We start from the raw sequence: 25,293 nt of genomic DNA, 5'->3' as shown, positions 1-25,293 counted from the left end.
TGTAAGCAACGCCGAACGTAGGAGCTGGCTTGCCAGCGAAGAGGCCCGTGGGATCGCTTTCGCCGGCAAGCCGGCTCCTACAGTCAGTGCCCCCAGGTACACAGCACGCGCCACCCAAGCCTCGGCCAATAGAGCTAATAATCAGCCACCGGGTACCCGAACCATGTCCATCTACGAGCAAGGCCTGGCGCCGACTGCCGTCAACCATATCGCCCTCTCCCCCTTGAGCTTCATCGAGCGTACCGCTGCGGTTTACCCCGATTACCCGGCGGTGATCCACGGTTCGATCCGTCGCACCTGGGCCCAGACCTACAGCCGCTGCCGGCGCCTGGCCTCGGCCCTGGCCGGGCGCGGCATCGGCAAGAACGACACGGTGGCGGTGATGCTGCCTAACATCCCGGCGATGCTCGAAGCGCACTTCGGCGTGCCGATGATCGGCGCCGTGCTCAATGCCCTCAATGTGCGCCTGGACGCCGAGGCCATCGCCTTCATGCTGGCCCACGGCGAAGCCAAGGTGCTGATCGCCGACCGCGAGTTCCATGAGGTGATCCACGCCGCCGTGGCCATGCTCGATCACCCGCCCCTGGTGATCGACCTCGACGACCCGGAGTACGGCGAGGGCCAGCCGGTCAGCGAGCTGGACTACGAAGCGTTCCTGGCCGAGGGCGATCCCGAGTTTGCCTGGCAGTGGCCCGATGACGAGTGGCAGGCCATCGCCCTGAACTACACCTCGGGCACCACCGGCAACCCCAAGGGCGTGGTCTACCACCACCGCGGCGCCTACCTCAACGCCCTGGGCAACCAGATGACCTGGGCCATGGGCAACCACCCGGTGTACCTGTGGACCCTGCCGATGTTCCACTGCAACGGCTGGTGCTACCCCTGGACCGTCACCGCCCTGGCCGGGGTGCATGTGTTTTTGCGCCGGGTCGACCCGCAGAAGATCCTCGACCTGATCCGCGAGCATCAGGTCACGCACCTGTGCGGCGCGCCCATCGTGCTCAATGCCCTGGTGAACATGCCCGACACCGCCAAGGCGGCCATCGACCACCCGGTCAACGCCATGGTGGCCGGGGCCGCGCCGCCGGCCAAGGTGATCGGCGCGGTGGAGGAAATGGGCATCAAGGTGACCCACGTCTACGGCCTGACCGAGGTCTATGGCCCGGTGACCCTGTGCGCCTGGCACGCCGCCTGGGATGAACTGCCCCTGGAACAGCGGGCGCAGATCAAGTCGCGCCAGGGCGTGCGCTACCCGACCCTGGAAGGGGTGATGGTGGCCGACCCGAAAACCCTCGAACCCACGCCCCGGGACGGCCAGACCATCGGCGAGATCTTCATGCGCGGCAACACCGTGATGAAGGGCTACCTGAAGAACCCCACGGCCACCGCCGAAGCCTTCGAGGGCGGCTGGTTCCATACCGGCGACCTGGGGGTGACCCACCCGGACGGCTACGTGGAGATCCGCGACCGGCTCAAGGACATCATCATTTCCGGGGGCGAGAACATTTCCACCATCGAACTGGAAGGCGTGCTCTATCGCCACCCGGCGGTGCTGGAAGCGGCGGTGGTGGCCCGGCCCGATGAAAAATGGGGTGAGACGCCCTGTGCCTTCATCACCCTCAAGGCCGATCATCAGGACGTGCGCGAAGCCGAGATCATCGCCTTCTGTCGCGAGCACCTGGCAGGCTTCAAGGTACCGCGTACCGTGGTCTTCAGCCCGTTGCCCAAGACCTCCACCGGCAAGATCCAGAAGTTCGTCCTGCGCGACATGGCGAAAAACCTCTAGCCTGAATACACCTACCCAGCCCTTGTAGGAGCTGGCCGGGCGGCGCTTCGCTTGCCAGCGAAGGCGTCGGCCAGGGCGATGCATGGCTTGCGGGCCTCTTCGCCGGCAAGCCGGCTCCTACAAGGTGGCGGGGTTTTCGTTGTCGATTCATGCGGCCGAGGCCGCTCAACCTCCACTTTTGCCCGAGGTTCCTGCAATGCCCGAATTCAACGCTCCGCTGCGCGACATGCGCTTTGTCCTGCATGAAGTGTTCAACGCACCCAAGCTCTGGGCGCGCCTGCCGGCCCTGGCCGATACCGTGGACGGCGACACCGCCGACGCCATTCTCGAAGAAGCGGCCAAGGTCACCGGCAACCTGATCGCCCCGCTCAACCGCAGCGGCGACGAGGAAGGCGCCAGCTGGCACGCCGGGCAGGTGCGCACCCCGGCCGGTTTCAAGGAGGCCTACAGCACCTATATCCAGGGCGGCTGGGTCGGCCTGAGCGGCAACCCGGCCTACGGCGGCATGGGCATGCCGAAGATGCTCGCGGTGCAGTTCGAGGAAATGCTCTACGCCGCCAACTCCAGCTTCGCCCTGTACTCGGCCCTGAGTTCCGGGGCCTGCCTGGCCATCGACGCCCACGCCAGCGAAGCGCTGAAACAGCTGTACCTGCCGCCGATGTACGAAGGCCGCTGGGCCGGCTCCATGTGCCTCACCGAGGCCCACGCCGGCACCGACCTGGGGATCATCCGCACCCGCGCCGAGCCCCAGGCCGACGGCAGCTACCGCATCAGCGGCAGCAAGATCTTCATCACCGGCGGCGAGCAGGACCTGACCGAGAACATCATCCACCTGGTGCTGGCCAAGCTGCCGGACGCCCCGGCCGGGCCCAAGGGCATCTCGCTGTTCCTGGTGCCGAAGATCCATGTGGACGCCAACGGCAATCTCGGCGCGGCCAACGCGGTGAGCTGCGGTTCCATCGAGCACAAGATGGGCATCAAGGCCTCGGCCACCTGCGTGCTGAACTTCGACGGCGCCACCGGCTGGCTGATCGGCGAGGCCAACAAGGGCCTGGCGGCGATGTTCACCATGATGAACTACGAGCGCCTGTCCATCGGCATCCAGGGTATCGGCTGCGCCGAGAACTCCTACCAGAACGCCCGCACCTACGCCCGCGAGCGCATCCAGAGCCGCTCCCCGGCCGGCCCGGTGGCCAAGGACAAGATCGCCGACCCGATCATCGTCCACCCCGATGTGCGGCGCATGCTGCTGACCATGAAGGCCATGACCGAAGGCGGCCGCGCCTTCGCCAGCTACGTCGGCCAGCAGCTGGACCTGGCCAAGTTCGCCGACCAGCCCCATGAGCGGCACAACGCCGAGGCCCTGGTGGCGCTGCTGACCCCGGTGGCCAAGGCGTTCTTCACCGACACCGGCCTGGACAGCTGCGTGCTGGGCCAGCAGATCTTCGGCGGCCACGGCTACATCCGCGAATGGGGCCAGGAGCAACTGGTGCGGGATGTACGCATCGCCCAGATCTACGAAGGCACCAACGGCATCCAGGCCCTGGACCTGCTGGGGCGCAAGGTGGTGGGCAACGGCGGCGTGGCCCTGCGCCTGTTCACCGGCGAGATCCGCGACTACGCCTACCTGCCCGGCGCCGCCTACGCCGCCGAGCTGCTGGACGCGGTGCAACGCCTGGAAGACCTCAGCGACTGGCTGCGTGAACAGGCGGCGCAGAACCCCCACGCGGTAGGCAGCGCCTGCGTCGAATACCTGCAGCTGTTCGGCTACGTGGCCTACGCCTACCTGTGGGCGCGCATGGCCCAGGTGGCCGAGCACAAGCGTTCCGAGGACGACGGTTTCTACGGTGCCAAGCTGGCCACCGCGCGCTTCTACTTCAGTCGCATGCTGCCGCGCATCCTCAGCCTGGAGCAGAGCATCCGCGCCGGCAGCGCCTCCTTGTTCGGCCTCGACGCCGAGCACTTCTGAGCCCCTGGGCAGGGCGCCCGGCGCCCTGCCCCGTGCCGGTAAAAAAGCCGCGCCCGCAGGTGCAAAACCCCGGGCGGCCCGGCATACTCCGCGCACCCGAGCACCGCCCAAGGAAGAAACGTGTTGGCCCCCGCCCTGATCATCGCCAGCTCAGCCATCGTGCTGCTGCTCGGCACCCTGCACCTGATCTACACCTTCGCCACCGACAAATTCCAGCCCCGTGACCCGGCCCTGGCCGAACGCATGCGCCAGGTGTCGCCGATGATCACCCGCCAGACCAGCCTGTGGCGGGCCTGGGTCGGCTTCAACGCCAGCCACAGCCTGGGCGCCATGCTGTTCGGCCTGGTCTATGGCTACCTCGCCTGGCTGCACCCGGCCCTGCTGCTGGAGGCCCGTGGCTTGCTGCTGATCGGCCTGGGGTTTCTCGCCAGCCTGTGGGTGCTGGCGATTCGTTACTGGTTTCGCATTCCCCTGGCGGGCATCAGCATCGCCCTGGTGCTGTTCGCGGTTGCCTGCGGTTTGCTGTTGGTTTGAACCCAGCCCACCACACACTCTCATCGGCCCTGTTTTTTTCGAGTCTCTGCATGTCGCCCCTGCACACCTTCTGGTCCCGGCTCTACTACCTCCTGTGCTGGATCGCCGTGGCCGCACAATTGGCCACCATGATCCGTTGCAACCTGCACCTGATCGTCCCCCGGGAAGTCGGCGGCACGCTGTTCGGCGGCTCCATGGGTTTCATGCTGTACCTGGGCGGCTGGGCCTTCAGCGTCATCGGCCTGGGCCTGGCCGTGCTGACCCGGGTGCCCGGCGCCCGCCTGGCCTGGATCATCGGTGGGCTGGTGCAGTTGCTGCTGGGCCTGTGGTGGCGGATCAACTACCCGGACGATTTCGACGGCAACCTGATCTTCAGCATCCAGGCCCGGGAGCTGGACTATGTGATGGTCTTCGGTTTCGCCCTGGTCTACAGCGGCATCTACCTGTTGCACCGGCAGCGGCTCAAGCCGAGAGCCCCCGCCACCCTCCGTGAGCTGTCGTTGCGGATTGCATGGGCGGTGTTGCTGGGGGGCTTCTTCATCCCCCCCTTGGTCAATGCCAGCAAGGCGCCCCTGCCGTACTGCGCCTTCAACCGGGCCGGCGAACAGTTGAGCCTGTGCCTGGGCCCTGGCACCCGGGTCATTGTCGACTGACCGTCAACCCCGCCTCTTTCTTGCTTCACCAAACCTCGATGAGTGTGCCCATGTCTCGCCTGTTTACCCTGTGGTTGTGGCTCTACCGCCCTCTGTGCTGGATCGTCGTTGCCGCGCCCTTGTCGCTGATGCTGCTGTGCGACGTGCAGATGATGCAGCCGCGGGATGTCAGCAGCACGCTGTTCGGTGGGGCCATGGGCTTTCAGCTGTACCTCTTTGTCTGGGTGCTGTGCCTGATCGGCCTGGCCGTGACCCTGCTGACCCGGATGCCCGGCGCGCGCCTGGCCTGGCTCCTGGCCGGGCTGGTGCCGCTGCTGCTGGGCGCCTGGTGGCGGCTCGACTACCCGGATGACCAGGACGGCAGCCTGGCCATCAGCCCCCAGAAGTGGGAGCTGGAGTACATGATGGGCATCACCTGTGTGTTCGTGGTCAGCAGCCTGTACTTCTACTGGCGCCGCCGCCTCGCCCCGCGGCCCGCCGCCGACAACGCCGATGAGCTGTTTCTGCAGACCCTGTGGGCACTGGCCCTGGCAGCAGCCTTCATCCTCCCGCTGCTGAGTTTCATGCAGCCGTAATTGCGCCCCGCTGCGCCCTCGCCCCGTCCGGCCATGCCCCCGGCCGGGCATAAAAAAGCCCCGAACCGGTCGGGGCTTTTTTCCTGCCTGGGCGCTAGCCACCGGTGGCGGCCGGTCGTTGCCTGCGCGCCGGCAGGGCGGCGGCAAAGGCCATGGCCTCTTCCCGGGTGCCGAAGGTAGCAAGCCGGTCACCCGGCGTGCAGACCTTCCAGGGCCCGTGGTTGACGCTCAAGACCTGATAGCCGTTGATCTGCAGTTTGTTCAGCAGCGGCGTGCTCATGGACACCTCCTTTTTCCTCGGCGAGCCTGGGGCTTGGGCGTTTTACCTTACACCCGCCACACCGCCCGGCGACTGCCGCATGTCGGCGCGCCGGGTCATTTCTTCAGGTTGGCCAGGGGATCGTAGGCCCGCGAGCGCTTGCGCCGGTGCTCGGGTTCAGGGCGGTCCAGGGGTGCCCTGGCCGGGCCTACCGGGTCTACCTGGGGGTCGGCCAGGTCTGGCGAATCGGGGTCGAAACCCGGGTCATGATGATTCGAGGCATGCTCGGACGAGCGCGGCCCCGTGGGGTTCTTGGCAGTCATGGGCAGCTCCTGTGCCAGCCTGGAAAAGGCCGGATACAGGGGTTGGATCACGATTCGTGGCCAGGGTGCCGCCGAGCGGACCAGCGGCCAGCGGCAAATTGCATTGTGCTGCCGGGCGTCGCAGGATGGCGCCTGGCCCATAACCGCTCAAAAGGACGTGTTCATGACGATTCGTGCCGTGGTTTTCGATTTTGGTGGCGTGCTGTTCGACTGGAGCCCGCACCACCTGTACCGCCAGCTGATCCCCGACGATGAGCGCCGCCAGTGGTTCCTCGACACCATCTGCACCCAGGCCTGGAATACCCGGCAGGACGCCGGCCGCAGCCTGGCCGAGGCGACCCGCAGCCTGGTGGCCGAGCACCCCGACCATGCCCCCTTGATCGAGGCCTATTACGGGCGCTGGCCGGAAATGCTCAAGGGGCCACTGGATCAGGGCGTGGCCCTGCTGGAAGAGCTGCACCAGGCGCAGGTGCCCCTGTTCGGGCTGACCAACTGGTCCCGGGAAACCTTTCCCTATGCCTGGGACAATTACCCGTTTCTGCAGCGCTTTCGCGACATCGTGGTGTCGGGGCAAGAGCGCCAGATCAAGCCGGATGCCGAGATCTATCACACGACCCTGGGGCGCATTCGTGCGCATTTGCCGGGGGTGGCCCCCGAGGAACTGGTGTTCATTGACGACCATGCGCCCAATATCGTCGCCGCAACGGCGCTGGGGTGGCATGCGATTCATCATGTGACGGCGGCCGAGACGCGGCGCCGGCTGGAGGAGTTGGGGGTGGTCCGAGCGCACTGACACCCCGTAGGGGCTGGCTTGCCAGCGAAGGCGCCGGCCAGGGCGATGCATGGCTGTCGAGGGCCTCTTCGCCGGCAGCCGGTGCCTACGCTCGCCCCCCTTTCTCACCCCCTCCTATCGCCATCCGCAATCACCTCCCGCCTGCATATCGCCCTTTGGAATGTCTCCAAAATCAACCCTTTACCGACCGTGAATCCACCGGTCGGAAACCCACAAAATCAATGTGCCATTACCCTGCCAATTCCACCCGCGCTGCTTAACTGCAAAAGCTGCCGAGTAGCGCAGCACCCCATCCACACCCACGGAAGGCAAACGCCATGAGCAATGCATCCCAACATGTGATCCCCCCCTACGGAGTCGCCATCCAGTCGGCCATCAGCGAAGGCAAGCTGCCGGAGATGAAAGCCCTGCTGGCCAAGCGCGATCCGGCCAGGAACGAACCCAAGGATCTGCACAACGCCTACGAACAGCTGGCCAAGGAAGTCGCCCGCCTGGAACGCCGCTGATCGCGGTTCCCCTGTCATTGAATGGAGGCAAAGCAAATGTCCGGCAACTACTCGCAAGCCGAAGGCCTGTTCCCCCTGAGCTACCGCATCGGCACCTCGCAACCCGGCGCACCCACCCTGATCCTCAACCTGCTGGCCTATACCCCGGAACACAGTGTGCGCGGCACTTCCAGCATCACCCAGGCGGTCAACCCGCCCCTGGACCTGCACAGCGATGTCTGGGGCCAGTACACCTACCTCACCGTCATGCCGCCCAGCACCAGCAAGATCCTCATCACGGCCCAGGGCAACCAGGGCGGCCCGGGGTCGAACTCGGTGATCAACTTCAAGCTGCACCTGGTGGTCAGCGACGACTGGAAGGAAGGCGTGGCCAACTATCAGTACTACAACGGCCACAGCTGGGTGACGGTCAACCAGGTGCCCGCCCACCTGCAGGAAACCGTGCAGTCCAGCACCCTGTCGGCCCCTCTGCACCGCGGCCAGCCCAACCACCCGCTGCCGCCGATCTCGGCGCTGTACGGGGCGCCGATCCACGGTGCCATCGCCAGCGGTGACCTGGCGCAGATGAAGAGCCTGCACAAGGTCGCCACCCAGCAACTGGAACAGCTGCCGCTGATCCGCACCGCACTGGTGGCCGCCAAGGCCGAGATCAGCCAGCAGGAGCGGCGCTGAGGCCGGCCGTCCATCGAACCTGATGTCTTCAAGAAGATAAGGAGTTGCAGCATGACAATCGGACTGTTCCATACCCGCCTCATCGTCGCCAACCCCGTGATCGGTGGGCCGGTGCTGACCCTCGACCTGCTGGTCGATACCCCGAAGAAACGCGTCAGCGGCGTTGCCCGCGTGACCCAGAGCACCTCGCCACCGGTGCAGTTCCATGCCGACGTGTGGGGCGACTACTCCCAGGTCAAGCTCGACCCCTCCAGCGAGGGGCACATCATTCTCAGCCTGGCCGGCAACCCCAGCGGCCCCACCAGCCAGATCGCCGAGACCTTCCACCTGCAGGGCATCCTCGGCCTGGACTGGGCCAGCGGCTTCGCCAGCTACAAGTACCAGTTCCAGGGGCACTGGCACGTGGTGCAACACGCCGCCGTGAGCCCGGCCCCGGTGGAGCAGGCGCAGGCAGCGGACTACGCCAGCCAGGCCGGCCCGGCCGCCGAAGCGCGCCACCCGCTGTATGCCGTGGCGCTGCAGCAGGCCCAGGCCAGCGGCGACCTGGCGCGGCTCAAGGCACTGGTGGCCCAGGGCGAGCAGCAACTGGCCAACGCTGACAACCTGACCCAGGCGGTGCAGCAGTTGCAGGCAGAAATCAGCCGCCTGGAACAGCGCTGACCACCAGCACCCGGGGCCGCCCGCCGCGGCCCCGGGGGCTGCCACAAAACGACCGCGCCATTGCGACACAAGGAAGGCGCGCCTATTTCGATGGGTTGGTGCCGCGCACCGCCGGGTGCGCAAGGAACTCTCATGTCAGACCGTCTCCCCGCCCGCTACCTCAGCGAAACCGACCTCAAGCGCTTTGTCCCGGTGCATGTGGTCTGGGAAATCACCCTCGCCTGCGACCTCAAGTGCCTGCATTGCGGCTCCCGCGCCGGGCATCGGCGCCCGGGCGAACTCAATACCCAGGAATGCCTGTCGGTGATAGATTCGATCGCCGCCCTGGGCACCCGGGAAGTCACCCTGATCGGTGGCGAAGCCTATCTGCGCAAGGACTGGACGCGGCTGATCCAGGCCATCCACGACCACGGCATGTACGTGGCGATCCAGACCGGCGGGCGCAACCTGACCCCGGCCAAGATGCAGGCCGCGGTGGATGCCGGGCTCAATGGCGTCGGCGTCTCTCTAGATGGCCTGGCGCCGCTGCATGACGCGGTGCGCAATGTCCCCGGCTCCTTCGACAAGGCCCTGGATACCCTGCGCCGGGCCAAGCAGGCCGGGCTCAAGGTCAGCGTCAACACGCAGATCGGCGCCGCCACCCTGCCCGACCTGCCGGCCCTGATGGAGCTGATCATCGATGCCGGCGCCAGCCACTGGCAGATCCAGCTGACCGTGGCCATGGGCAATGCGGTGGATCACCCCGAGCTGCTGCTGCAGCCCTACCAGTTGCTGGAGGTGATGCCGCTGCTGGCGCGCCTGTACCGCGAAGGCGCCGAGCGCGGGCTGCTGATGAATGTGGGCAACAACATCGGCTACTACGGCCCCTACGAGCACATGTGGCGCGGCTTCGGCGACGATCGCGTGCACTGGAGCGGATGCGCCGCCGGGCAGACGGTCCTGGCCCTGGAGGCCGACGGCACGGTCAAGGGCTGCCCGTCCCTGGCCACCGTGGGTTTCTCCGGTGGCAACGTGCGCAGCATGAGCCTGCACGACATCTGGCACTACAGCGAAGGCATCCACTTCGGCCGCCTGCGCTCGGTGGACGACCTGTGGGGCTACTGCCGCACCTGTTACTACAACGATGTCTGCCGCGGCGGGTGCACCTGGACCTCGCACTCGCTGCTGGGCAAGCCGGGGAACAATCCCTACTGCCACTACCGGACCCTGGACCTGGCGAAAAAGGGCCTGCGCGAACGCATCGTCAAGCTCGAAGACGCCGGCCCGGCGTCGTTCTCGGTGGGCCGTTTCGACCTGATCACCGAACGCATCGACACCGGCGAGGCGGTATCGAGCGTCAACGACAGCGGCCAGGTGATCAAGCTGGCCTGGGTCAACCAGGGCCAGGCGTCGCCCGAGGAAGGCCGCATCCCGCCGCGCCTGGCCCTGTGTCGCAATTGCCTGGAGTACATCCACGCCCATGAAAGCACCTGCCCGCACTGCAACGCCGATGTCGCCGCCGCCGAAGCCCGGCACCAGCAAGACCGGCTGCGCCAGCAGGCGCTGATCAACACCCTGCACCAGTTGCTCGGCACGCCCCAGGAGCAGCCGCGCCTGTAACCCCCGCCCGCACCGCCGCCGCGCCCCCAATGGCGCGGCGACGGTTATATCGCCACGGGCGAGCATGGAAAAACCATCTATAAAAAAACCTCCGCGCAGGGCCGATAGCGGCTTTGCTATGGAAGTTCGTCCACAGGCCCGCGTGCCTGCCCGTTACCTGCGACCGGAGCACAGCATGAAAATCAACCCCTACCTGGTGTTCAACGGCACCTGCAAGGCCGCCTTCACCTTCTATGCCCAATGCCTGAACGGCACCCTGGAAATGATGATGACCTTCGGTGAAAGCCCGGCCCGTGATCACATCTCTGCCGACTGTCACGAACGCATCATGCACACCCGCCTGAGCGTCGGCGACCAGGTGCTGATGGGCTCGGACACCACCCCTGAGCTGCCCTACCTGGGCATCCACGGCTGTTCGATCTCGCTGAACATCGACAACGCCGCCGAAGCCGAACGGGTATTCGCCGCCCTGGCCGAACAGGGCAACGTGCAGATGCCCCTGGAAGCCACCTTCTGGGCCGAGCGCTTCGGCATGCTGGTGGACCGCTTTGGTGTGCCATGGATGGTCAATTGCGAGAAGCGCCAGTAACCCTGGCCCACCTGACTACCAACATTGCCCTCCTCCAGGAAGTTCTGGGTGGCTTCCCGGGGAGGTCAATCCGTTGCGGAGGTAGCAGCCAAACCAATTGTCGGAAGCGGATATTCCTGCGACCAATGAGGACGAAGACCAGATCAGTTTGCTGTTTCGCTCCGAAAACAGCACTCGTGGGCCAACAATAGAGGACTCCCTAGAGGGACTGAGGGTATACTCGCCGCCAAATTTACCTCTCGCCCCTTAGCTTGACGGGGACTTGGGCCTATAAGGTCCGGCAGCAGGACGATGCTCTTGAACCTAAAACAGAAAGTAAAACAGGAACAGATTCTGAACACGAAAATCAAAACATCATCGTCGTCAATAAACCATTGACTCAGTGCGACCCAGAATTACTTTATCACTTAAACATATGCAAAAAACATAGACCAACCCAAAGACCAACTCATTCCGGCAAGATTAAATAGAACACCAAAACCACTCCAAGAATAGATTCCTGTAAAAACCAGAATAAAATAGGCGAGAGCGAATGACAGACGACAACATAAGCGAAACATATCCAGCACCAGATAAAAACCGCCAACACCACACTCGCGCCTACTTCATACTACTTGCATTTACTTTCATCACCTTCACCCCCCTTATATATAAGCTCTCAACAATTGGCGGCGACTATGTTGCACACCTGAAATGGGCGAGCGACATGGAAGATAACGGCACTCTCATGCTGCCGCACCCGCTATACCATCTACTCACGATCCTCACTAAAAATATTCTAAGTGTCAATTACGCCATAGCCTCCACCATCATCATAGTTTCCGCCATTTACCTGCTGGCGATCTTAAACTATAAAGTCCTCAGCCGGTACACCTCAGCTAAAACAGCCACGCTTGTGTCAGTATGTTTACTAGTGGCCAGCCCCCTCCAGATCCTTGCGGTATTTGACCATCATTTCTATTTTGGCTATGTGGGGCTTACGATTTATCATAGTCCAACAATGCTCCTGCTCAAGCCACTAGCCCTCATCGCTTTTTGCTACACATTAAAATCTTTCACCGAAACCTCAGGCAACACACTCTCAAGAGGCACGCTACTGGCAATTTCAATTTTTTTCTGCGGAATATCAAAGCCAAATTTCCTTATTATCATTTTGCCAGCACTGATTTTATTTCTCATCGCAACCCAGCAACTGAAAAGCAGCCTGAAAAGCGCATATATTTACTGGGCTTTTTTCCTGCCGACAGTATTCGTGCTCAGTCTTCAGTTTCTGCACACCTACTTCTACCAAAGCCTTTCAATAGAAACCGCAAATGAGGAAAGCCACGTTTTATTTCTTCCTTTTGAAAGCATGGCCCACTACTCAAAATACTTATTCATCAAGCTGATTCTATCTATCGCATTCCCACTTCTTGTACTCTGCTACTACCCTAAAGAGTTCATCAAAGACAAGGCACTGCTTCTCGCATCGCTCTGTCTCTTGATGGGGTTAATTTTGACTTACTTCTTTTCTGAAAGTGGCTACCGGATGTATGCCGGAAATTTTTGGTGGAGCGGTCAGATTGGCCTATACTTGACTTTCCTTTTCTCTGCAGCATTCCTGCTAAAAAACAAAGAAGCTTTTACAACAACAATAAGCAACGTAAAAAAATATAAACGTTGCGTCATCTTGTTTTTCGCACACACTGCATTCGGAGCACTCTACTACTTCCTAGAGCTCTGTTTTCGCTATCAAAAATTCTGGTAAATCCCGAACTCCCCTTTAAACCTATAAATGATAAGCACAGTGGAAAATCCAAAAGAAAAACCTCACATTTCTGTCGTCGTACCTGTTTACAAGGCTGAAAATTCGCTGATGGAGCTTTATGCGCGATTGAAAACATCGCTGGAAGAGATCACACCAAATTTTGAAATCCTGTTGATTGAGGACTGCGGCGGCGATCGCTCCTGGGATTTAATAAAACAGTTGGCAAAGGTCGATCCAAGAGTGCGGGGAATTCAGCTAAGCCGGAACTTCGGCCAGCATTACGGCATCACTGCGGGTCTCGATAGTTCCCGAGGAGATTGGGTTGTGGTCATGGACTGCGACCTACAGGATCGTCCTGAAGAAATTCCCCGGTTATATGCCAAGGCACAGGAAGGGTACGACATTGTCCTGGCTCTACGAGGTTTAAGAAAAGACTCTGCAATAAAGCGCCTAGGCTCGTGGTTTTTTTACAAGACGTTCAGTTATCTTGCCGACTTTGAGTATGACGGGAATAGCGGTAACTTTCGAATAATTTCCCGCCAAGTTACTGACAATCTGTGCCAAATGCGTGAACAGTTGCGTTTTTTTGGCGCCTTGGTCCACTGGATGGGCTTTACCAGCACCGGCATTGATGTCGAGCACTGCGAACGTGGCCACGGCAAAAGCACTTACACTTTCTCCAAACTTTGGAGTCTGGCCATGGATACCATTATCGCCTATTCGGACAAACCACTTAGGCTTGCAGTAAAGCTCGGCTTTACAATGGCCTCACTTTCATTCATCTATGGTATCTACCTTATGATCACCACCTACTTTCATGGCACGGTAGTACAAGGTTGGACCAGCCTCATGGTATCTATTTTCTTCATTGGCGGAATTGTCATCTCCATTCAGGGCGTAGTCGGCATATATATAGGCAAGACATTCGACGAGACTAAAAAGCGTCCGCTTTATATCGTCGGACGAAAAACCTTCTAGTCTGAATACTGGCAGTTCCACTACCCCTTCAACTCCAAAGCCAAATAGAATGCCATAGTGAACACTATCCCTACCCATACCATCATTCAGCTGATTCGCTACGGAATTATTGGCGTAACCAGCAATGCCTTGGCTTACGCTGGTTACTTACTGATCGTGTATGCCGGTTGCGGAGAAAAATTGTCTATGACGCTTATGTATCTGGCAGGAGCCACCTACAGCTATTCTGTCAACTACCGTTGGACTTTCAAAAAAAGCGGGCGAGCTGGCGCACCATTTCGCTACATACAAATGCATGTATCAGGCTATGTGATAAACCTGATATTACTGTATGTATTTTTCGACCAACTCCACTACCCACATGAAATAGTCCAAGCATCGGCCATAATATTATTAGCGGCGTACAGTTTTCTCGCATGCAAGTACTACGTGTTCAGGGAAAACCCTGTCACCCCCTTAAACTCTTAATACTTATCTCTTTGTAAAACAGCAATTAACTTAAACATCGAGAGAGCAATGGATATAGAAAAGCTTGAGTGGGACACCGATTTTTTTCAGACCCCAGTCTATCGAATCAGCAACCCCACACTTTCGAAGGCCCATCTGCAAGAGCAGTTAAGCAAGGCGCTAAAACTAGGTGCCAGCTTAGTTTACTGGCAATCAGAAAAAGAGCTGAGTGAGCTGGACTCACTCCCCATGAAAGGCAGTCTAGTAGATCTTAAGGCTACGTTCATCACCAACCTCGCCACCACCAAGGGCAAGAGATATTCGTCACTGGTGGAAACCTACCATCCATCAATGAAAGTTGAAGAGTTGATCGACCTCGCTGTTCAAAGCGGCGAGTACTCAAGGTTTTCAGTTGACCCTAATATCGACCTGGAAAAATTCCATGAGCTCTACAGCATCTGGGCCAGAAGGTCAGCAGCCAAGGAAATCGCTCTCGAGGTATTTGTGATACGCAGTAACACTAAAATAGTGGCGATGTTGACCGCCGGCACAAAGAACGGCATTGCAGACATAGGGCTACTCGCCGTTGATTCATCAGTTCGCGGACAAGGACATGGTCAAACGCTGGTCAGACACGCTCAACAATGGTTCCAGGACCGAGGTTTCAAGCAATGTCAGGTTGTTACCCAAAAGAACAACCTGTCCGCATGTGGGCTTTACCAGAAATGCGAATTTCAGATTCAGAAGATCGAACCTTTTTATCACTTCTGGAAAAAACCCAGTACTAGCGCCTGAGAATGTGATGAGCAGAACACTATCAGCCTCATTGGCCCAGCTAGGACCAGAGGAATGAGACCATCGATGTATTGTGGTCCAGACCGATTTCAAGCTGCTCCCCCTCTACAGCGATTGATGGTGCGATCCTTCTTTAACCAGCCCCTCAAAAAAGCAAAGTCGATGCTTGAAAAATCGACTATTTGACCATTTTCACCAAACGACCAACAAAACCTTGTACTAGGATACGAGGCGACCCTTTGTCGCCCAGAGCAAACAGGAGGTAAATCAACCCTGACCCAAACTCGTTGCTATAAGGCAGCCCCCCTCCACACCTTCACATTCATGGATGAAATGATGAACTCACAAATACTGTTTCCACACATTGGTAAGGTCATCGCCAGCACCGGCAGCCGCAACTTTCCGCGCATGCTGCACGACCTGATACTCACCCAGCTGGCTGTGGACGCCACCCATATCACCCAACTGCGGGCCGACCCGGAACAGGCCGTCGGCAGAACCGGCAACACCCTGATGCAGACCCGCCACCCTCTGTACAGCGATGCCCATGCCAGCAATGACCCGCTGCTGCTCACCGGCTTTCCCGAACAACCCGGCGAACCGGCCCCGGGCCCGTCGCTGCAACGCCAGCGCGGCCACGCGGACCCGGCACAACTGCACCTGACCGGGCGCAAGGACTCCTACCACTACGTGCTCTCGGTGTACCGCAGCAGCCAGGACCAGAGCTTTTCCCCCCAGGAACGCCTGCTGCTGGAGGACATCTCGCCGTTGCTGCTGCCCATGGTGGAAAAACACATCAGCGCCCTGCAGCCCCGGGGCGATGCCGCCGAGCAGGACAGTGCCGCCATCGAGGGCCTGGCAAGCCTGCGCCTGCGCTTTGCCGCGCGCCTGGAACAGTCCGGGCTGCGCCTGTCCAACCGCGAGCTGGAGGTCTGTGTCGGGCTGCTGGCCGGGCGCACCGCGCCGCAGCTGGCCGAGCAGCTCAAGCTCAAGGTCAATACCGTCGAAAGCTACTTGAAGCGCGCCGCCATCAAGCTCGGCATCAGTGGCCGGCACTCGCTGCTGCGCTGGATGTACTCGCCCGAGGAACAAGCGCCGCACAGCAGCGAAACCCCGACGGCCTGATCCGGCCTTGGCCCTGTAACCCCCGCCGGCCCCAGCGCCGGCGGTTCGGTCTACGGCCTGTCAATCCCGGGCCAGGGCTTCGATGGGATCCAGGCGCGCGGCGTTGCGCGCCGGAACGAAGCCGAAGACGATGCCGATCAGGGTCGAACAGGCGAACGCGGTAATGATCGACCCCATGGAAAACACCATCTCCCACTCCTTGATGAACAGGGTGAACAGGTAGCCGATGGCGAACGACAGGCTGATGCCGATGGCCCCGCCGATCAGGCAGACCATCACCGCCTCCACCAGGAACTGCTGGCGGATATCCGACTGCCGGGCCCCCACCGCCATGCGGATGCCGATCTCCCGGGTCCGCTCGGTGACCGACACCAGCATGATGTTCATCACCCCGATTCCCCCCACCACCAGGGAAATCACCGCGATCAGCGACAGCAGCAGGGCCAGGGAGCGGCTGGTGCGCTGCACCGTCTGCATGATGCTGTCGAGGTTGTTGGTGAAGAAATCCTTGGTGCCGTGGCGCTGCTCCATCAGCTTCTTCACATGCTCCTCCACCACTTTGCTCGGCTGGCCGTCCTTGATCCGCACGCTGATGCTGTCCAGGTGGCGCTGGCCGAGCACCCGCCCGGCGGCGGTCTCGTAGGGCAGCCAGACGTTCAGCAGGTTGCTGGCGGCGAACATGTTCTTGTTCTCCCGGGTCACGCCGATCACCGTGCACGGCAGGTTGCCCACCAGGATCACCTGCCCCAGCGGGTCGACATCCGGGCCGAACAGGCGGTTGCGGGTGTTGTGGTCGATCACCACCACCTGGGCCTGGCGCCGCGCGTCGTTCTCGCTGAAGGAAATGCCGCTGGCCAGCTTGATGTCGCGAACCTGGAAGTACAGGTGGCTGACGCCGTTGACCGTGGCGTTGAGATCGATGTTGCCGTAGCGCAGCAACAGGCTGCGGCCGACCATGGGCGTGGCACTGTCGACGTAGTACAGCTGGTTCAGGGCCGTCACGTCGGCGGGCATCAGGGTCTGGATCGCCGCCGCCCGGCTGTCGCCGAAACTGGCCCCGGGGAAGATGTCGATGGTGTTGCTGCCAATGGCCTGGATGTCCTTGAGCACGTAGCGCTTGGCGCCCTCGCCGATGGCCACGATGGACACCACCGAGGTGATGCCGATGACGATCCCGAGCATGGTCAGCAGGGTGCGCATGCGGTGCGAGACCAGCGCCACCCAGGCCATCACGAAGGCCTCCTTGAACAGCCCCAGGCTGGCCACCAGGCGCCGCGCACCGGCGGGCCGCACGCTGACCGGTGGCTCGCTCGGCGCCTCGTCCGCCGGGCGCGGGTTGGCCCGGTCGCTGACGATCTCGCCGTCGCGCACTTCGATGATGCGCTGGGCGTTGGCCGCCACCTTGGGGTCGTGGGTGACGATGATCACCGTGTGCCCCAGGCCGTGCAGTTCCTGGAGGATGTTCATCACCTCCTTGCCGCTGGCGGTGTCCAGGGCACCGGTGGGTTCGTCGGCGAGTATCACTTCGCCGCCGTTCATCAGCGCCCGGGCGATGCTCACTCGCTGCTGCTGGCCGCCGGAGAGCTGGCTGGGCCGGTGGCCCAGGTGCCCGGACAAACCCAGGCGCGCCAGCAGTTCCCGGGCCCGGCCATGGCGCCTGACTTGCGGGGTACCGGCGTAGATCGCCGGCATCTCGACGTTGTGCATGGCGCTCAGGTGCGGCAGCAAGTGGTAGCGCTGGAAGATGAAGCCGAAGTAGTCGCGGCGCAGTTCCGCCAGGGCCTGGTCGTCGAGGTCGCGGGTTTCCCGGCCGTTGACCTTGTAGCTGCCGGCGGTGGCGTAGTCCAGGCAGCCGAGGATGTTCATCAGGGTCGACTTGCCCGACCCCGAGGCCCCGGTGATCGCCACCATTTCCCCGGCCTGGATGCTCAGGTCGATGTGCTTGAGGGCCAGGAACTCCCGATCCCCGGCGGTGAAGCTGCGGCTGATGCCGGTGAGGTGCAGCAGGGGCTCGCTCATGCTCAGGCCCCTGCCGTGCCGGGCAGCGGATCACCGATCACCACCCGGTCACCCTCCGCCAGGCCGTCCTTGATCTGCACCTTGACGTTGTTGTTGATCCCGGTGCTGACGTTGCGCGCCTGGGCATGGCCCTTGGCGTCCAGCACCCGCACCGCGAAGCTGCCGTCGGCATTGCGCGGGCCCAGGGCCGCCACCGGTACCATCAGCACGTCCTTGGCGGTATCCAGCACGATGCGCACCTGGGCAGTCATGGAAATGCGCAGCCGATGGTCCGGGTTGGGCACGTCGAACAGCGCGTTGTAGAACACCGCGGTGTTCTGCTTGGGGGTGCCGGCGGTCTGGGTTTCGAGAAAGTTCTGCGGCGCCGGCTCAGTGCCCCGCAGTTTGGCGTAGTAGCGTTTTTCCGCCTCGCCGAGGATAGTGAAGTACACCTGTTGGCCGGGGGCGATATGGATCACATCGGCCTCCGAAACCTGGGCCTTGACGGTCATGGTGTCCAGGTCCGCCAGTTTGAGCAGCACCGGCGCCAGCTGGTTGGCGATCACCGTCTGGCCTTCCTGGGTCACCACCCCCACCACATCGCCATCGATCGGCGCGACGATGCGGGTGTAGGCCAGGTTGACCTTGGCGGTGTCGATCTGGATGTGCGCGCTCTTGATCTGCGCGTCCAGGGACAGCAGGTTGGCCCGCTGCACCTCGTAGTTGGATTCGGCGGTCTCGTAATCCTGCTGGGAAATCGAGGCGTCGGACTGCAAGTCACGGTAGCGCTCGTAGATGGCCTTGGTTTCCTTGAGCTGGGCCGCAGTGGCGCGGCGCTTGGCCTGCAGGTTCTCCTCGTCCACCTGGGCCTGGCGCAGGGTGTTCTGCAGCACCAGCGGGTCGATTTCCGCCAGCCACTGGCCCTTTTTCACCTTGTCCCCGACCTTGACCTTGAGCGACTTCAACTGCCCGGAGACCTGGGCCCCGACATCCACCTGCTTGATGCCTTCGAGCAGGCCCGAGGCCAGGACCGCGTTCTCGATATCCCCCCGTTCGACCTTGGCGGTCAGGTACTGCGGCGGCTCCGCCGGCGCCTGCACCGTATAGAAAATCAACCCGGCCACAACCACCAGCAACAGCCCCATACCGATTTTGCGAAACTTCGACTTTTCCATAGATGACCACAAGTCCGTTGAGGGCGGGCTGCACCGGCCAGCGGCGAGCCCCCTTACAGAACACCGTGCTGCCGTAGTGAGCGGTGTTCCAGATGAATGAAACCGGGTGTCCAGGCGCCGGCAGGGCCAGCGCCTGTGTTGCCCCGCGCCCTATGACATGACCTCCCCCTGGGGCAGCGCCAGGCCGTCATGCCACCAGGCCGCCAGGTGGTAGACGTTGGGCGCCTTGAGCAGGCTGAAGTGGTTGCCCGGGCCGTACCACACCTGCAGGTGCGCAGCCTGCCGGCGCCAGCCCTGGACCATCCCCTGCTGCTCCCGGCGGTTGCCGGCGGCGTCCAGGCTCGGGTCATCCGCCAGCACCAGGCGCACCTTGCCCTGGTACGGGCGCCGAGGCTGGTAGCGGGTGCGCAGGGCGCTGGCGAAGGTTCGCGCCGGGCCGTGCATGGCCCGCGGGTCGGCGCGCGGGGACAACAGCCCGACCCGTACCATGCCGGCATGCAGCAGGTGCATCTGCATGCCGTCGTCCTCGGCGGCGAAGCGCTCGGGGTCGATGCCCATGTCCTGGCCTGCAGCCAGTTGCATGGATTCGATCAAGCGCCACAGCGCCGCGGTGGTGGTATAGGGCCGCCCTAGCGCGCCATTGCCTCCGGGGGCCTCACTGTCGATCAGGGTCAGCGACACCACTTCGCGACCGGCGGCCTGCAGGGCCCCGGCCATCTCGAATGCCACCCAGCCGCCGAAGGAATGGCCGATCAGGTGCAGCGGCCCGTCGGGGTACTCGGCGGTGATGGCCTCCAGGTAATGCCGGGCTGCCACTTCGACCTGGCCATGGGGCACCCCGCAGCCGTCCAGGCCCCGGGCCTGCAGGCCGAGGATCGGCCATTCGGCCCCCAGGGCCTCGCTCAGGCCGATAAAGCCGGTGATGCTGTCACCGGCCCCGGGCACGCAGAAGATCGGCGTGTGCCCGGGGCGCCCGCTCTGGATCCGCAGCAAGGGCTGGTGCGGCGCAGCGCTCACCGCGCCCTTGGCCCTGGCCGCCGCCAGGGCCTGGCCCAGGGCGTGCCCCAGGGCCTGGATATGCGGCGCCTTCATCATGCTCAGGTGGTCCCCGGGTACGCTGATGCAGTGCAGTTCGCCCGCCGGCAGGATCTCGCCCCAGCCCAGGGTCGGGCTGCGCCGGGACAGCTCGGTGGGCCGTTCGGCGGCGCAGAACAGATGCACCGGCATGCCCAGGGGATGGACCCGGTAATGGGCCAGGGCATGGCCGTGGGCGACCTCGCGGTCCAGGTAATGGCCGAGCGCTTGCGGCGGCGCCGTGGCCAGTTGCTCGAACAGCAGCCCCTGGTCGCGGCAGCGTTGCAGCAGGTCGGCAAAGTCCAGTGGCTCCAGCAGCGCCTCCAGTTGTTCCAGGTGCGCCAGGGGCTGCACCCCGGCCGCGCCCTGGGCGCTCCAGTAGGCGCGGCACTGCAACAGCAGGTGGCGCTTGTGCGCGTGCTCGCCAGACCAGCGAGCCTTGCCCTGGTCGGTCAGGCGCGGCACGTAGCTGTCGATCAGGCCGAGGAACTCCACCTCCTGGTCCAGGCCCAGCAACTGCTGGGCGATCTCATAGGCCAGGACCCCACCGAAGGACCAGCCGGCCAGGCGATATGGCCCCTGCGGCTGGGCCTTGCGCATCACGTCAACCAAGCGTGTGGCCAGGCATTCCAGGGTGCGCAACTGCGGCTCGCCGACCGCCACGCCGGGCAGGCCGTAGATCGGGAAATCGCCTTCCAGGTGCTGGCCCAGGGCCGGGAAATACACGTCCAGCCCGGTGAACTCATGGACCAGGAACAGCGCCGGGCCACTGCCGCCGGTGCGCACCGGGATCAGCTCGGTGGAGCGCGGCGCGGCCGTGCGCTCGCTCAACAGGCGCGCCATGGCCGCCACCGTGGCGTGCTGGAACAGCTCCGCCAGGGTCACGTCGAACGCCGCCTGTTGCAGGCGGTTGAGCAACTGGATGGCCGAGAGCGAATGCCCGCCCTGTTCGAAGAAGTGGTCGTGGCGCCCTACTTGCTCGAGCTTCAGCACCGCCGCCCAATGCCCGGCCAGGGCCTGCTCCAGCGCGCCCTGGGGCGCGGCATAGGCCTGGGCGAGCTGGGCCGCGCTGCCGGGCGCCGGCAGCGCACGGCGGTCCAGCTTGCCGTTGCGGGTCAGGGGCAAGGCCTGCAAGTGCACATAGGCCAGGGGCACCATGTAGTCCGGCAACTGCTGTTGCAGGTGGCTGCGCAGTTGCTCGGCGTCCGGCGCCGGGGTGTGCTCGTGCAGGGTGTAGTAGGCCACCAGGCGCTTGTCCCCGGGGCTGTCTTCACGCACCACGACCACGCCGTCCCGCAGGCCGGGGAAGCGGGCCAACTGCGCCTGGATTTCCCCGGGTTCGATGCGCAGGCCGCGGATCTTCACTTGCTCGTCATTGCGCCCGATGCATTCCAGAAGACCATTTTCCAGCCAGCGGCCCAGGTCGCCGGTGCGGTACATCAGGGCCGGCGCAGCGGTGCCCTGGGTTTGCTGGTGAAACGGGTCGATGAGGAACTTCTGCGCCGACAGGTCCGGACGGTTGAGGTAGCCCAGGGCCACGCCATCACCCCCGATGTACAGCTCCCCCACCACCCCCACCGGCAGCGGCTGGCCCAGGGCATCGAGCACGTACACCCGGGTGTTGGACAGCGGCCGGCCAATGGGCACGCTGTCGGCATCCGCCGCCAGCTCACCGGGCTCATGGGTCACGGCAAAGGTGGTGGTCTCGGTGGGCCCGTAGCCGTTGACCAGGCGCAAGTGCGGCAGCTCGGCCTGGATCCGCCGGAAGGCCGTGGCATCCGCCCGTTCGCCGCCACAGAGCAGCATGCGCAGCCCCTTGAAGGCCTGGGGAACCAGTTGCACGTACTGGTTGAACAGGCTGGTGGTGAGGAACAGCAGGCTGACCCCGGTGCGTTCCAGCAGCGAGCCGAAGGCGTGCGGGTCCAGCAATGTCGCGTGGTCCACCACCACGACCCGGCCACCGTTGAGCAGCGGCCCCCAGACCTCCAGGGTGCTGGCGTCGAAGGCCGGGTTGGAGGCGAAGGCCACCCGGTCCTCGGGGTTGAAATCGGCATAGCCGTTGTTGATCACCAGCCGGGTGATGGCCCGGTGCGGCACCCGCACGCCCTTGGGCGCTCCAGTGGAACCGGAGGTGTACATGACGTAGGCCACCGCCTCGGACGACAGCGCCAGGTTCGGGTTGTGCCCGGCCAGCCGGTCGAAGCGCAGGCGGTCCAGGTCGACCCGTTGCACCGCGGCTTCCAGCACCCGCTCGCTGTGGCTGAGCAGCACCGGCGCCCCGCTGTCGGCCAGCATGAACCCCAGGCGCTCGGCCGGGGCATTGACGTCCAGCGGTACATAGGCGGCGCCGCACTTGCTCACCGCCAGTTGGCTCACCAGCAGGTCCAGGGAGCGCGGCAGCAGCAGCGCCACGTGATCCCCAGGCTGCACCCCCAGTTGCAGCAGATGCTGGGCCAGCTGGTTGGCCCGGGTGTTGAGCTGGATGTAGCTGAGCTGTTCGGCGCCCTGCACCGCCGCCACCTGCTGCGGCCGGGCCAGCACCTGCTCCTCGAAACACTGGTGCAGGGCCTGCTCGCGCGGGTAGTCGCGCACCGTGTCGTTGAAGCCCTCCAGTACCTGTCGGCGCTCGGCCTGCGGCAGCACCGGCACCTGGCCGATGGCCTGTTCCGGTTGCTGCTCCAGGGCCAGCAGCAGCTGTTCCAGGGTGCCGTGCAGGTAGTCGCAGATGCGCCGGGCATCGATCCCGGCGGCCACGGCGGTGAGCATGAAGCCGTCCCCCAGGTCGTCGATGCTCAGGGTCAGCGGGTAGTTGCTGCGCTCCTGGGCATTGAGCAACTGCATGCCCTCCCAGGCACTGCCGGCCTGCCCCGCCTGGTTTGCCGCCGGGGCACTGTGGCGGTAGTTGAGCAGGCTGCTGAACAACGGTGTACCCGGCTCCACCCCACTGCAACGCTGGACCAGGGCCAGCGGCGCCTGTTCGTGGCCAAGCAGCTGCGCCAGCCGCTCATGGGTGGCCAGCAGGGCCTCGCGCACCGGCAACTCGCCCAGATCGACCCGCAGCGGCAAGGTGTTGATGAACACTCCCAGGGCCCGCTCGGCGCCCTCGCCGCCCTGCATCCGCCCCAGCAGCACGGTGCCGAACACTACCTGCTGCTGCCCCGCCAGGCTGCCCAGCACCCGGCCCCAGGCCAGGTGCATCAGGCTTGCGGCACTGACCCCCAGTTGCCGCGCCTGCAAGCGCAGGCGCCGGCTCAGCAGGCGGTCCAGGGGCTGGCGCGCTTCGCTGAGTTCGGCGCTGCCTCCCGGTACTTCCTGCAGGCCCAGCGGCAGGGTCGGCTGGTCGATATCGCCGAGCATCTGGCGGAAGAACGCCTCATGCTCGGCCTCGCCGATGCCCAGGCGCGCCTGGGCCACGTAGTTGCGGTACGGCACCGCTTCCCCCAGGCGCTGCTGCTGGCCCAGGAGGAAGGCTTGCAGTTCGTGCTGCAGCACCTCCAGGGCCACGTGGTCCATCACCAGGTGATGGAACAGCAGCAGGGCCACCACTCGCTGGTTCACCGGGTCGGCGGCATGCACCAGGCGCAGCAGCGGCGCCTGGGCGATGTCCAGGCGGTAGCGACGGCTGTCGAAGCGCGCCTGCAACTGGCCCAGCACCTCGCCGTCGCCAGGCTCCAGGGCGATCTCTTCGCAGCACAGCGGCGCCTGGCGCCAGACCACTTGCAGCGGCTGCGCCAGGCCTTCCCAGAGCACCGCGCTGCGCAGGATGTCATTGCGTTCGATCACCCCCTGCAAGGCCTGGGCGAAGGCCTGCAGGCGCTCGGTGCTGGCAAAGGCGAACTGCGCCTGCAACACGTAGGGGTCACCCGCTCCAGCCGCCAGATGGTGGAACAGGATGCCGGCCTGCAACGGCGCCAGCGGGTAGATGTCCTGCACATTGGCGGTACCGCCGGGCACCGTGGCCACCACCCGGTCGATGGCGGCCTGGTCCAGTGCCAGCAGCGGTAGCAGGTCCGGGGTGATGCGCGGGCAGTCGCGGTAGATCAGGTTGGCCGGTACCTGCACCTCGCGACCGCGGCCCACGGCAGCGGCCAGGGCCGCCAGGGTCGGCTGGCCGAACAGCACCCGCACATCCGCCGAGAGCCCGGCCCGGCGCATGCGGCCGATCAGGCTCACCGCCAGCAGCGAATGGCCGCCCAGTTCGAAGAAGTGGTCGTGGCGCCCCACCCGCTCGACCTTGAGCAGTTCGGCCCAGAGTTGCGCCAGGAGGATCTCGGTGTCGCCCACCGGGGCCTCGTATTCGCGCACCTGGGCCGCCTCCAGCCCCGGGGCCGGCAGGGCCTTGCGTTCCAGCTTGCCATTGGGGCTCAGGGGCAGCGCCGCCAGGTGCATGAACAGCGCCGGCACCATGAACTCCGGCAAGTGTTCCAGCAGCGCCCGGCGCAGTTGTTCCACCGCCAGGGCCGGCTGCCCGGCAACGGTGGTGTAGTAGGCCACCAGGCGCTGGTCGCCCGGCACATCTTCCCGGGCCAGCACCACCGCTTCCTTGACCCCTTCGAGCTGGGTCAGGCGCGCCTGGATTTCCCCCAGCTCGATGCGCAGGCCGCGGATCTTCACCTGGTCGTCGTTGCGCCCCAGGTACTCGATAGTGCCGTCGGCCAGGTAGCGGGCCAGGTCGCCGGTGCGGTACAGGCGCGCGCCCGGTTCCTGGCTGAACGGGTCCTTGAGGAAGCGTTCGGCGCTCAGTTGTTCGCGATTCAGGTAACCCCGGGCCACCTGCACCCCACCGATGTACAGCTCGCCCACCACGCCCCGGGGCACCGGCTGCATCTGCCCGTCCAGCAGGTAGATGCGGGTATTGGCGATGGGCTTGCCGATGGGGGTGTTGTCCGGGGTCTGTGCCAGCGGGCCGGCGCAATCCCAGGCGGTGACGTCCACCGCCGCTTCCGTGGGGCCGTAGAGGTTGTGCAGCGCCACCTGCGGCAACTGCTGCTTGAAGCGCCGCACCAGGCTGCCCGGCAGCGCCTCGCCGCTGCACA

The 25,293-nt window shown here is 63.7% G+C and carries 21 protein-coding genes (1 of these 21 cut by a window edge); 16 read left to right on the top strand and 5 right to left on the bottom strand.

Going from position 1 to position 25,293, the window contains the following annotated elements:
- The first annotated feature begins 163 nt into the window (after nt 1–163).
- The 5 genes from PFLCHA0_RS11065 (at nt 164) to PFLCHA0_RS11045 (ending at nt 5,517) form a co-directional block, all read left to right on the top strand.
- The gene (locus PFLCHA0_RS11065; protein WP_015634950.1) at nt 164–1,786 is read left to right on the top strand and encodes an acyl-CoA synthetase; all 1,623 of its coding nucleotides are present in this window, start codon (nt 164–166) and stop codon (nt 1,784–1,786) included.
- A 196-nt stretch (nt 1,787–1,982) separates the two neighbouring features.
- A complete protein-coding gene (locus PFLCHA0_RS11060; protein ID WP_015634949.1) occupies nt 1,983–3,755 on the top strand; it encodes an acyl-CoA dehydrogenase C-terminal domain-containing protein in 1,773 nt (590 codons plus the stop codon).
- A 120-nt stretch (nt 3,756–3,875) separates the two neighbouring features.
- Nucleotides 3,876–4,289 (top strand): LIC_13387 family protein, encoded by a 414-nt coding sequence (locus PFLCHA0_RS11055; protein ID WP_015634948.1) that lies wholly within the window; start codon nt 3,876–3,878, stop codon nt 4,287–4,289.
- A 50-nt stretch (nt 4,290–4,339) separates the two neighbouring features.
- Nucleotides 4,340–4,942, top strand: coding sequence for a hypothetical protein (locus PFLCHA0_RS11050; RefSeq protein WP_015634947.1), 603 nt, complete (start codon nt 4,340–4,342; stop codon nt 4,940–4,942).
- A gap of 50 nt (nt 4,943–4,992) precedes the next feature.
- Complete coding sequence (locus tag PFLCHA0_RS11045) at nt 4,993–5,517, top strand: hypothetical protein (protein WP_041752103.1); 525 nt, start codon at nt 4,993–4,995, stop codon at nt 5,515–5,517.
- A 94-nt stretch (nt 5,518–5,611) separates the two neighbouring features.
- On the opposite strand, the gene PFLCHA0_RS11040 is transcribed toward PFLCHA0_RS11045, so the two are convergent.
- A complete protein-coding gene (locus tag PFLCHA0_RS11040; protein WP_011060459.1) occupies nt 5,612–5,797 on the bottom strand; it encodes a DUF2188 domain-containing protein in 186 nt (61 codons plus the stop codon).
- A 95-nt stretch (nt 5,798–5,892) separates the two neighbouring features.
- Nucleotides 5,893–6,099 carry a DUF6021 family protein gene (locus PFLCHA0_RS31815; protein ID WP_015634945.1) on the bottom strand — a complete coding sequence of 69 codons (207 nt, stop codon included), beginning with the start codon at nt 6,097–6,099 and terminating at the stop codon, nt 5,893–5,895.
- A 163-nt stretch (nt 6,100–6,262) separates the two neighbouring features.
- Here PFLCHA0_RS31815 and PFLCHA0_RS11030 point away from each other — a divergent pair, with 163 nt between their 5' ends.
- The 11 genes from PFLCHA0_RS11030 (at nt 6,263) to PFLCHA0_RS10980 (ending at nt 16,010) form a co-directional block, all read left to right on the top strand.
- Entirely contained in the window at nt 6,263–6,892 is a 630-nt protein-coding gene (locus PFLCHA0_RS11030) for an HAD family hydrolase (protein WP_011060457.1), read from the top strand.
- A 317-nt stretch (nt 6,893–7,209) separates the two neighbouring features.
- Nucleotides 7,210–7,398, top strand: coding sequence for a DUF1843 domain-containing protein (locus PFLCHA0_RS11025; protein WP_015634943.1), 189 nt, complete (start codon nt 7,210–7,212; stop codon nt 7,396–7,398).
- A gap of 36 nt (nt 7,399–7,434) precedes the next feature.
- A complete protein-coding gene (locus PFLCHA0_RS11020; RefSeq protein ID WP_011060455.1) occupies nt 7,435–8,070 on the top strand; it encodes a DUF1842 domain-containing protein in 636 nt (211 codons plus the stop codon).
- A gap of 51 nt (nt 8,071–8,121) precedes the next feature.
- Entirely contained in the window at nt 8,122–8,730 is a 609-nt protein-coding gene (locus tag PFLCHA0_RS11015; protein ID WP_015634942.1) for a DUF1842 domain-containing protein, read from the top strand.
- A gap of 132 nt (nt 8,731–8,862) precedes the next feature.
- Nucleotides 8,863–10,329, top strand: a complete 1,467-nt coding sequence (locus PFLCHA0_RS11010; RefSeq protein ID WP_015634941.1) for a GDL motif peptide-associated radical SAM/SPASM maturase — start codon at nt 8,863–8,865, stop codon at nt 10,327–10,329.
- A gap of 175 nt (nt 10,330–10,504) precedes the next feature.
- Nucleotides 10,505–10,918 carry a VOC family protein gene (locus tag PFLCHA0_RS11005; RefSeq protein ID WP_041117105.1) on the top strand — a complete coding sequence of 138 codons (414 nt, stop codon included), beginning with the start codon at nt 10,505–10,507 and terminating at the stop codon, nt 10,916–10,918.
- A 532-nt stretch (nt 10,919–11,450) separates the two neighbouring features.
- The gene (locus PFLCHA0_RS11000; RefSeq protein WP_015634939.1) at nt 11,451–12,665 is read left to right on the top strand and encodes a hypothetical protein; all 1,215 of its coding nucleotides are present in this window, start codon (nt 11,451–11,453) and stop codon (nt 12,663–12,665) included.
- A 39-nt stretch (nt 12,666–12,704) separates the two neighbouring features.
- Nucleotides 12,705–13,643 carry a glycosyltransferase family 2 protein gene (locus PFLCHA0_RS10995; RefSeq protein ID WP_197731928.1) on the top strand — a complete coding sequence of 313 codons (939 nt, stop codon included), beginning with the start codon at nt 12,705–12,707 and terminating at the stop codon, nt 13,641–13,643.
- A 57-nt stretch (nt 13,644–13,700) separates the two neighbouring features.
- Nucleotides 13,701–14,111, top strand: coding sequence for a GtrA family protein (locus PFLCHA0_RS10990; protein ID WP_051167105.1), 411 nt, complete (start codon nt 13,701–13,703; stop codon nt 14,109–14,111).
- 48 nt (nt 14,112–14,159) lie between these two features.
- On the top strand, nt 14,160–14,885 hold the full coding sequence (locus PFLCHA0_RS10985; protein WP_041117100.1) for a GNAT family N-acetyltransferase: 726 nt from the start codon (nt 14,160–14,162) through the stop codon (nt 14,883–14,885).
- A gap of 336 nt (nt 14,886–15,221) precedes the next feature.
- Nucleotides 15,222–16,010 carry a helix-turn-helix transcriptional regulator gene (locus PFLCHA0_RS10980; RefSeq protein ID WP_041752100.1) on the top strand — a complete coding sequence of 263 codons (789 nt, stop codon included), beginning with the start codon at nt 15,222–15,224 and terminating at the stop codon, nt 16,008–16,010.
- Nucleotides 16,011–16,070: 60 nt separating this feature from the next.
- Here PFLCHA0_RS10980 and PFLCHA0_RS10975 read toward each other — a convergent pair whose 3' ends face one another.
- The 3 genes from PFLCHA0_RS10975 to ofaC form a co-directional block, all read right to left on the bottom strand.
- Nucleotides 16,071–18,029, bottom strand: a complete 1,959-nt coding sequence (locus PFLCHA0_RS10975) for a MacB family efflux pump subunit (RefSeq protein ID WP_011060450.1) — start codon at nt 18,027–18,029, stop codon at nt 16,071–16,073.
- Nucleotides 18,030–18,031: 2 nt separating this feature from the next.
- Nucleotides 18,032–19,183, bottom strand: a complete 1,152-nt coding sequence (gene macA / locus PFLCHA0_RS10970; protein ID WP_011060449.1) for a macrolide transporter subunit MacA — start codon at nt 19,181–19,183, stop codon at nt 18,032–18,034.
- A gap of 150 nt (nt 19,184–19,333) precedes the next feature.
- Nucleotides 19,334–25,293, bottom strand: the 3' portion of a protein-coding gene (gene ofaC, locus PFLCHA0_RS10965) for an orfamide A non-ribosomal peptide synthetase OfaC (RefSeq protein ID WP_015634935.1). The gene runs 8,746 nt beyond the window's last position; the window shows 5,960 of its 14,706 coding nt (coding positions 8,747–14,706); its start codon lies off the right edge, out of view — the gene reads right to left on this strand; it ends in the stop codon at nt 19,334–19,336.

Source organism: Pseudomonas protegens CHA0, from assembly GCF_000397205.1.
Taxonomy (GTDB): Bacteria; Pseudomonadota; Gammaproteobacteria; order Pseudomonadales; family Pseudomonadaceae; genus Aquipseudomonas; species Aquipseudomonas protegens.
Note: the sequence above shows the minus strand (reverse complement) of the source record. Positions and strands in the feature narration are given on the sequence as shown.

Excerpts from the sequence above, each read along its gene's own strand:
- PFLCHA0_RS11065 (WP_015634950.1), top strand. The coding sequence starts at position 164 with ATGTCCATCTACGAGCAAGGCCTGGCGCCGACTGCCGTCAACCATATC.
- PFLCHA0_RS11060 (WP_015634949.1), top strand. The coding sequence starts at position 1,983 with ATGCCCGAATTCAACGCTCCGCTGCGCGACATGCGCTTTGTCCTGCAT.
- PFLCHA0_RS11050 (WP_015634947.1), top strand. The coding sequence starts at position 4,340 with ATGTCGCCCCTGCACACCTTCTGGTCCCGGCTCTACTACCTCCTGTGC.
- PFLCHA0_RS11045 (WP_041752103.1), top strand. The coding sequence starts at position 4,993 with ATGTCTCGCCTGTTTACCCTGTGGTTGTGGCTCTACCGCCCTCTGTGC.
- PFLCHA0_RS11040 (WP_011060459.1), bottom strand. The coding sequence starts at position 5,797 with ATGAGCACGCCGCTGCTGAACAAACTGCAGATCAACGGCTATCAGGTC.
- PFLCHA0_RS31815 (WP_015634945.1), bottom strand. The coding sequence starts at position 6,099 with ATGACTGCCAAGAACCCCACGGGGCCGCGCTCGTCCGAGCATGCCTCG.
- PFLCHA0_RS11030 (WP_011060457.1), top strand. The coding sequence starts at position 6,263 with ATGACGATTCGTGCCGTGGTTTTCGATTTTGGTGGCGTGCTGTTCGAC.
- PFLCHA0_RS11025 (WP_015634943.1), top strand. The coding sequence starts at position 7,210 with ATGAGCAATGCATCCCAACATGTGATCCCCCCCTACGGAGTCGCCATC.
- PFLCHA0_RS11020 (WP_011060455.1), top strand. The coding sequence starts at position 7,435 with ATGTCCGGCAACTACTCGCAAGCCGAAGGCCTGTTCCCCCTGAGCTAC.
- PFLCHA0_RS11015 (WP_015634942.1), top strand. The coding sequence starts at position 8,122 with ATGACAATCGGACTGTTCCATACCCGCCTCATCGTCGCCAACCCCGTG.
- PFLCHA0_RS11010 (WP_015634941.1), top strand. The coding sequence starts at position 8,863 with ATGTCAGACCGTCTCCCCGCCCGCTACCTCAGCGAAACCGACCTCAAG.
- PFLCHA0_RS11005 (WP_041117105.1), top strand. The coding sequence starts at position 10,505 with ATGAAAATCAACCCCTACCTGGTGTTCAACGGCACCTGCAAGGCCGCC.
- PFLCHA0_RS11000 (WP_015634939.1), top strand. The coding sequence starts at position 11,451 with ATGACAGACGACAACATAAGCGAAACATATCCAGCACCAGATAAAAAC.
- PFLCHA0_RS10985 (WP_041117100.1), top strand. The coding sequence starts at position 14,160 with ATGGATATAGAAAAGCTTGAGTGGGACACCGATTTTTTTCAGACCCCA.
- PFLCHA0_RS10980 (WP_041752100.1), top strand. The coding sequence starts at position 15,222 with ATGAACTCACAAATACTGTTTCCACACATTGGTAAGGTCATCGCCAGC.
- PFLCHA0_RS10975 (WP_011060450.1), bottom strand. The coding sequence starts at position 18,029 with ATGAGCGAGCCCCTGCTGCACCTCACCGGCATCAGCCGCAGCTTCACC.
- macA (WP_011060449.1), bottom strand. The coding sequence starts at position 19,183 with ATGGAAAAGTCGAAGTTTCGCAAAATCGGTATGGGGCTGTTGCTGGTG.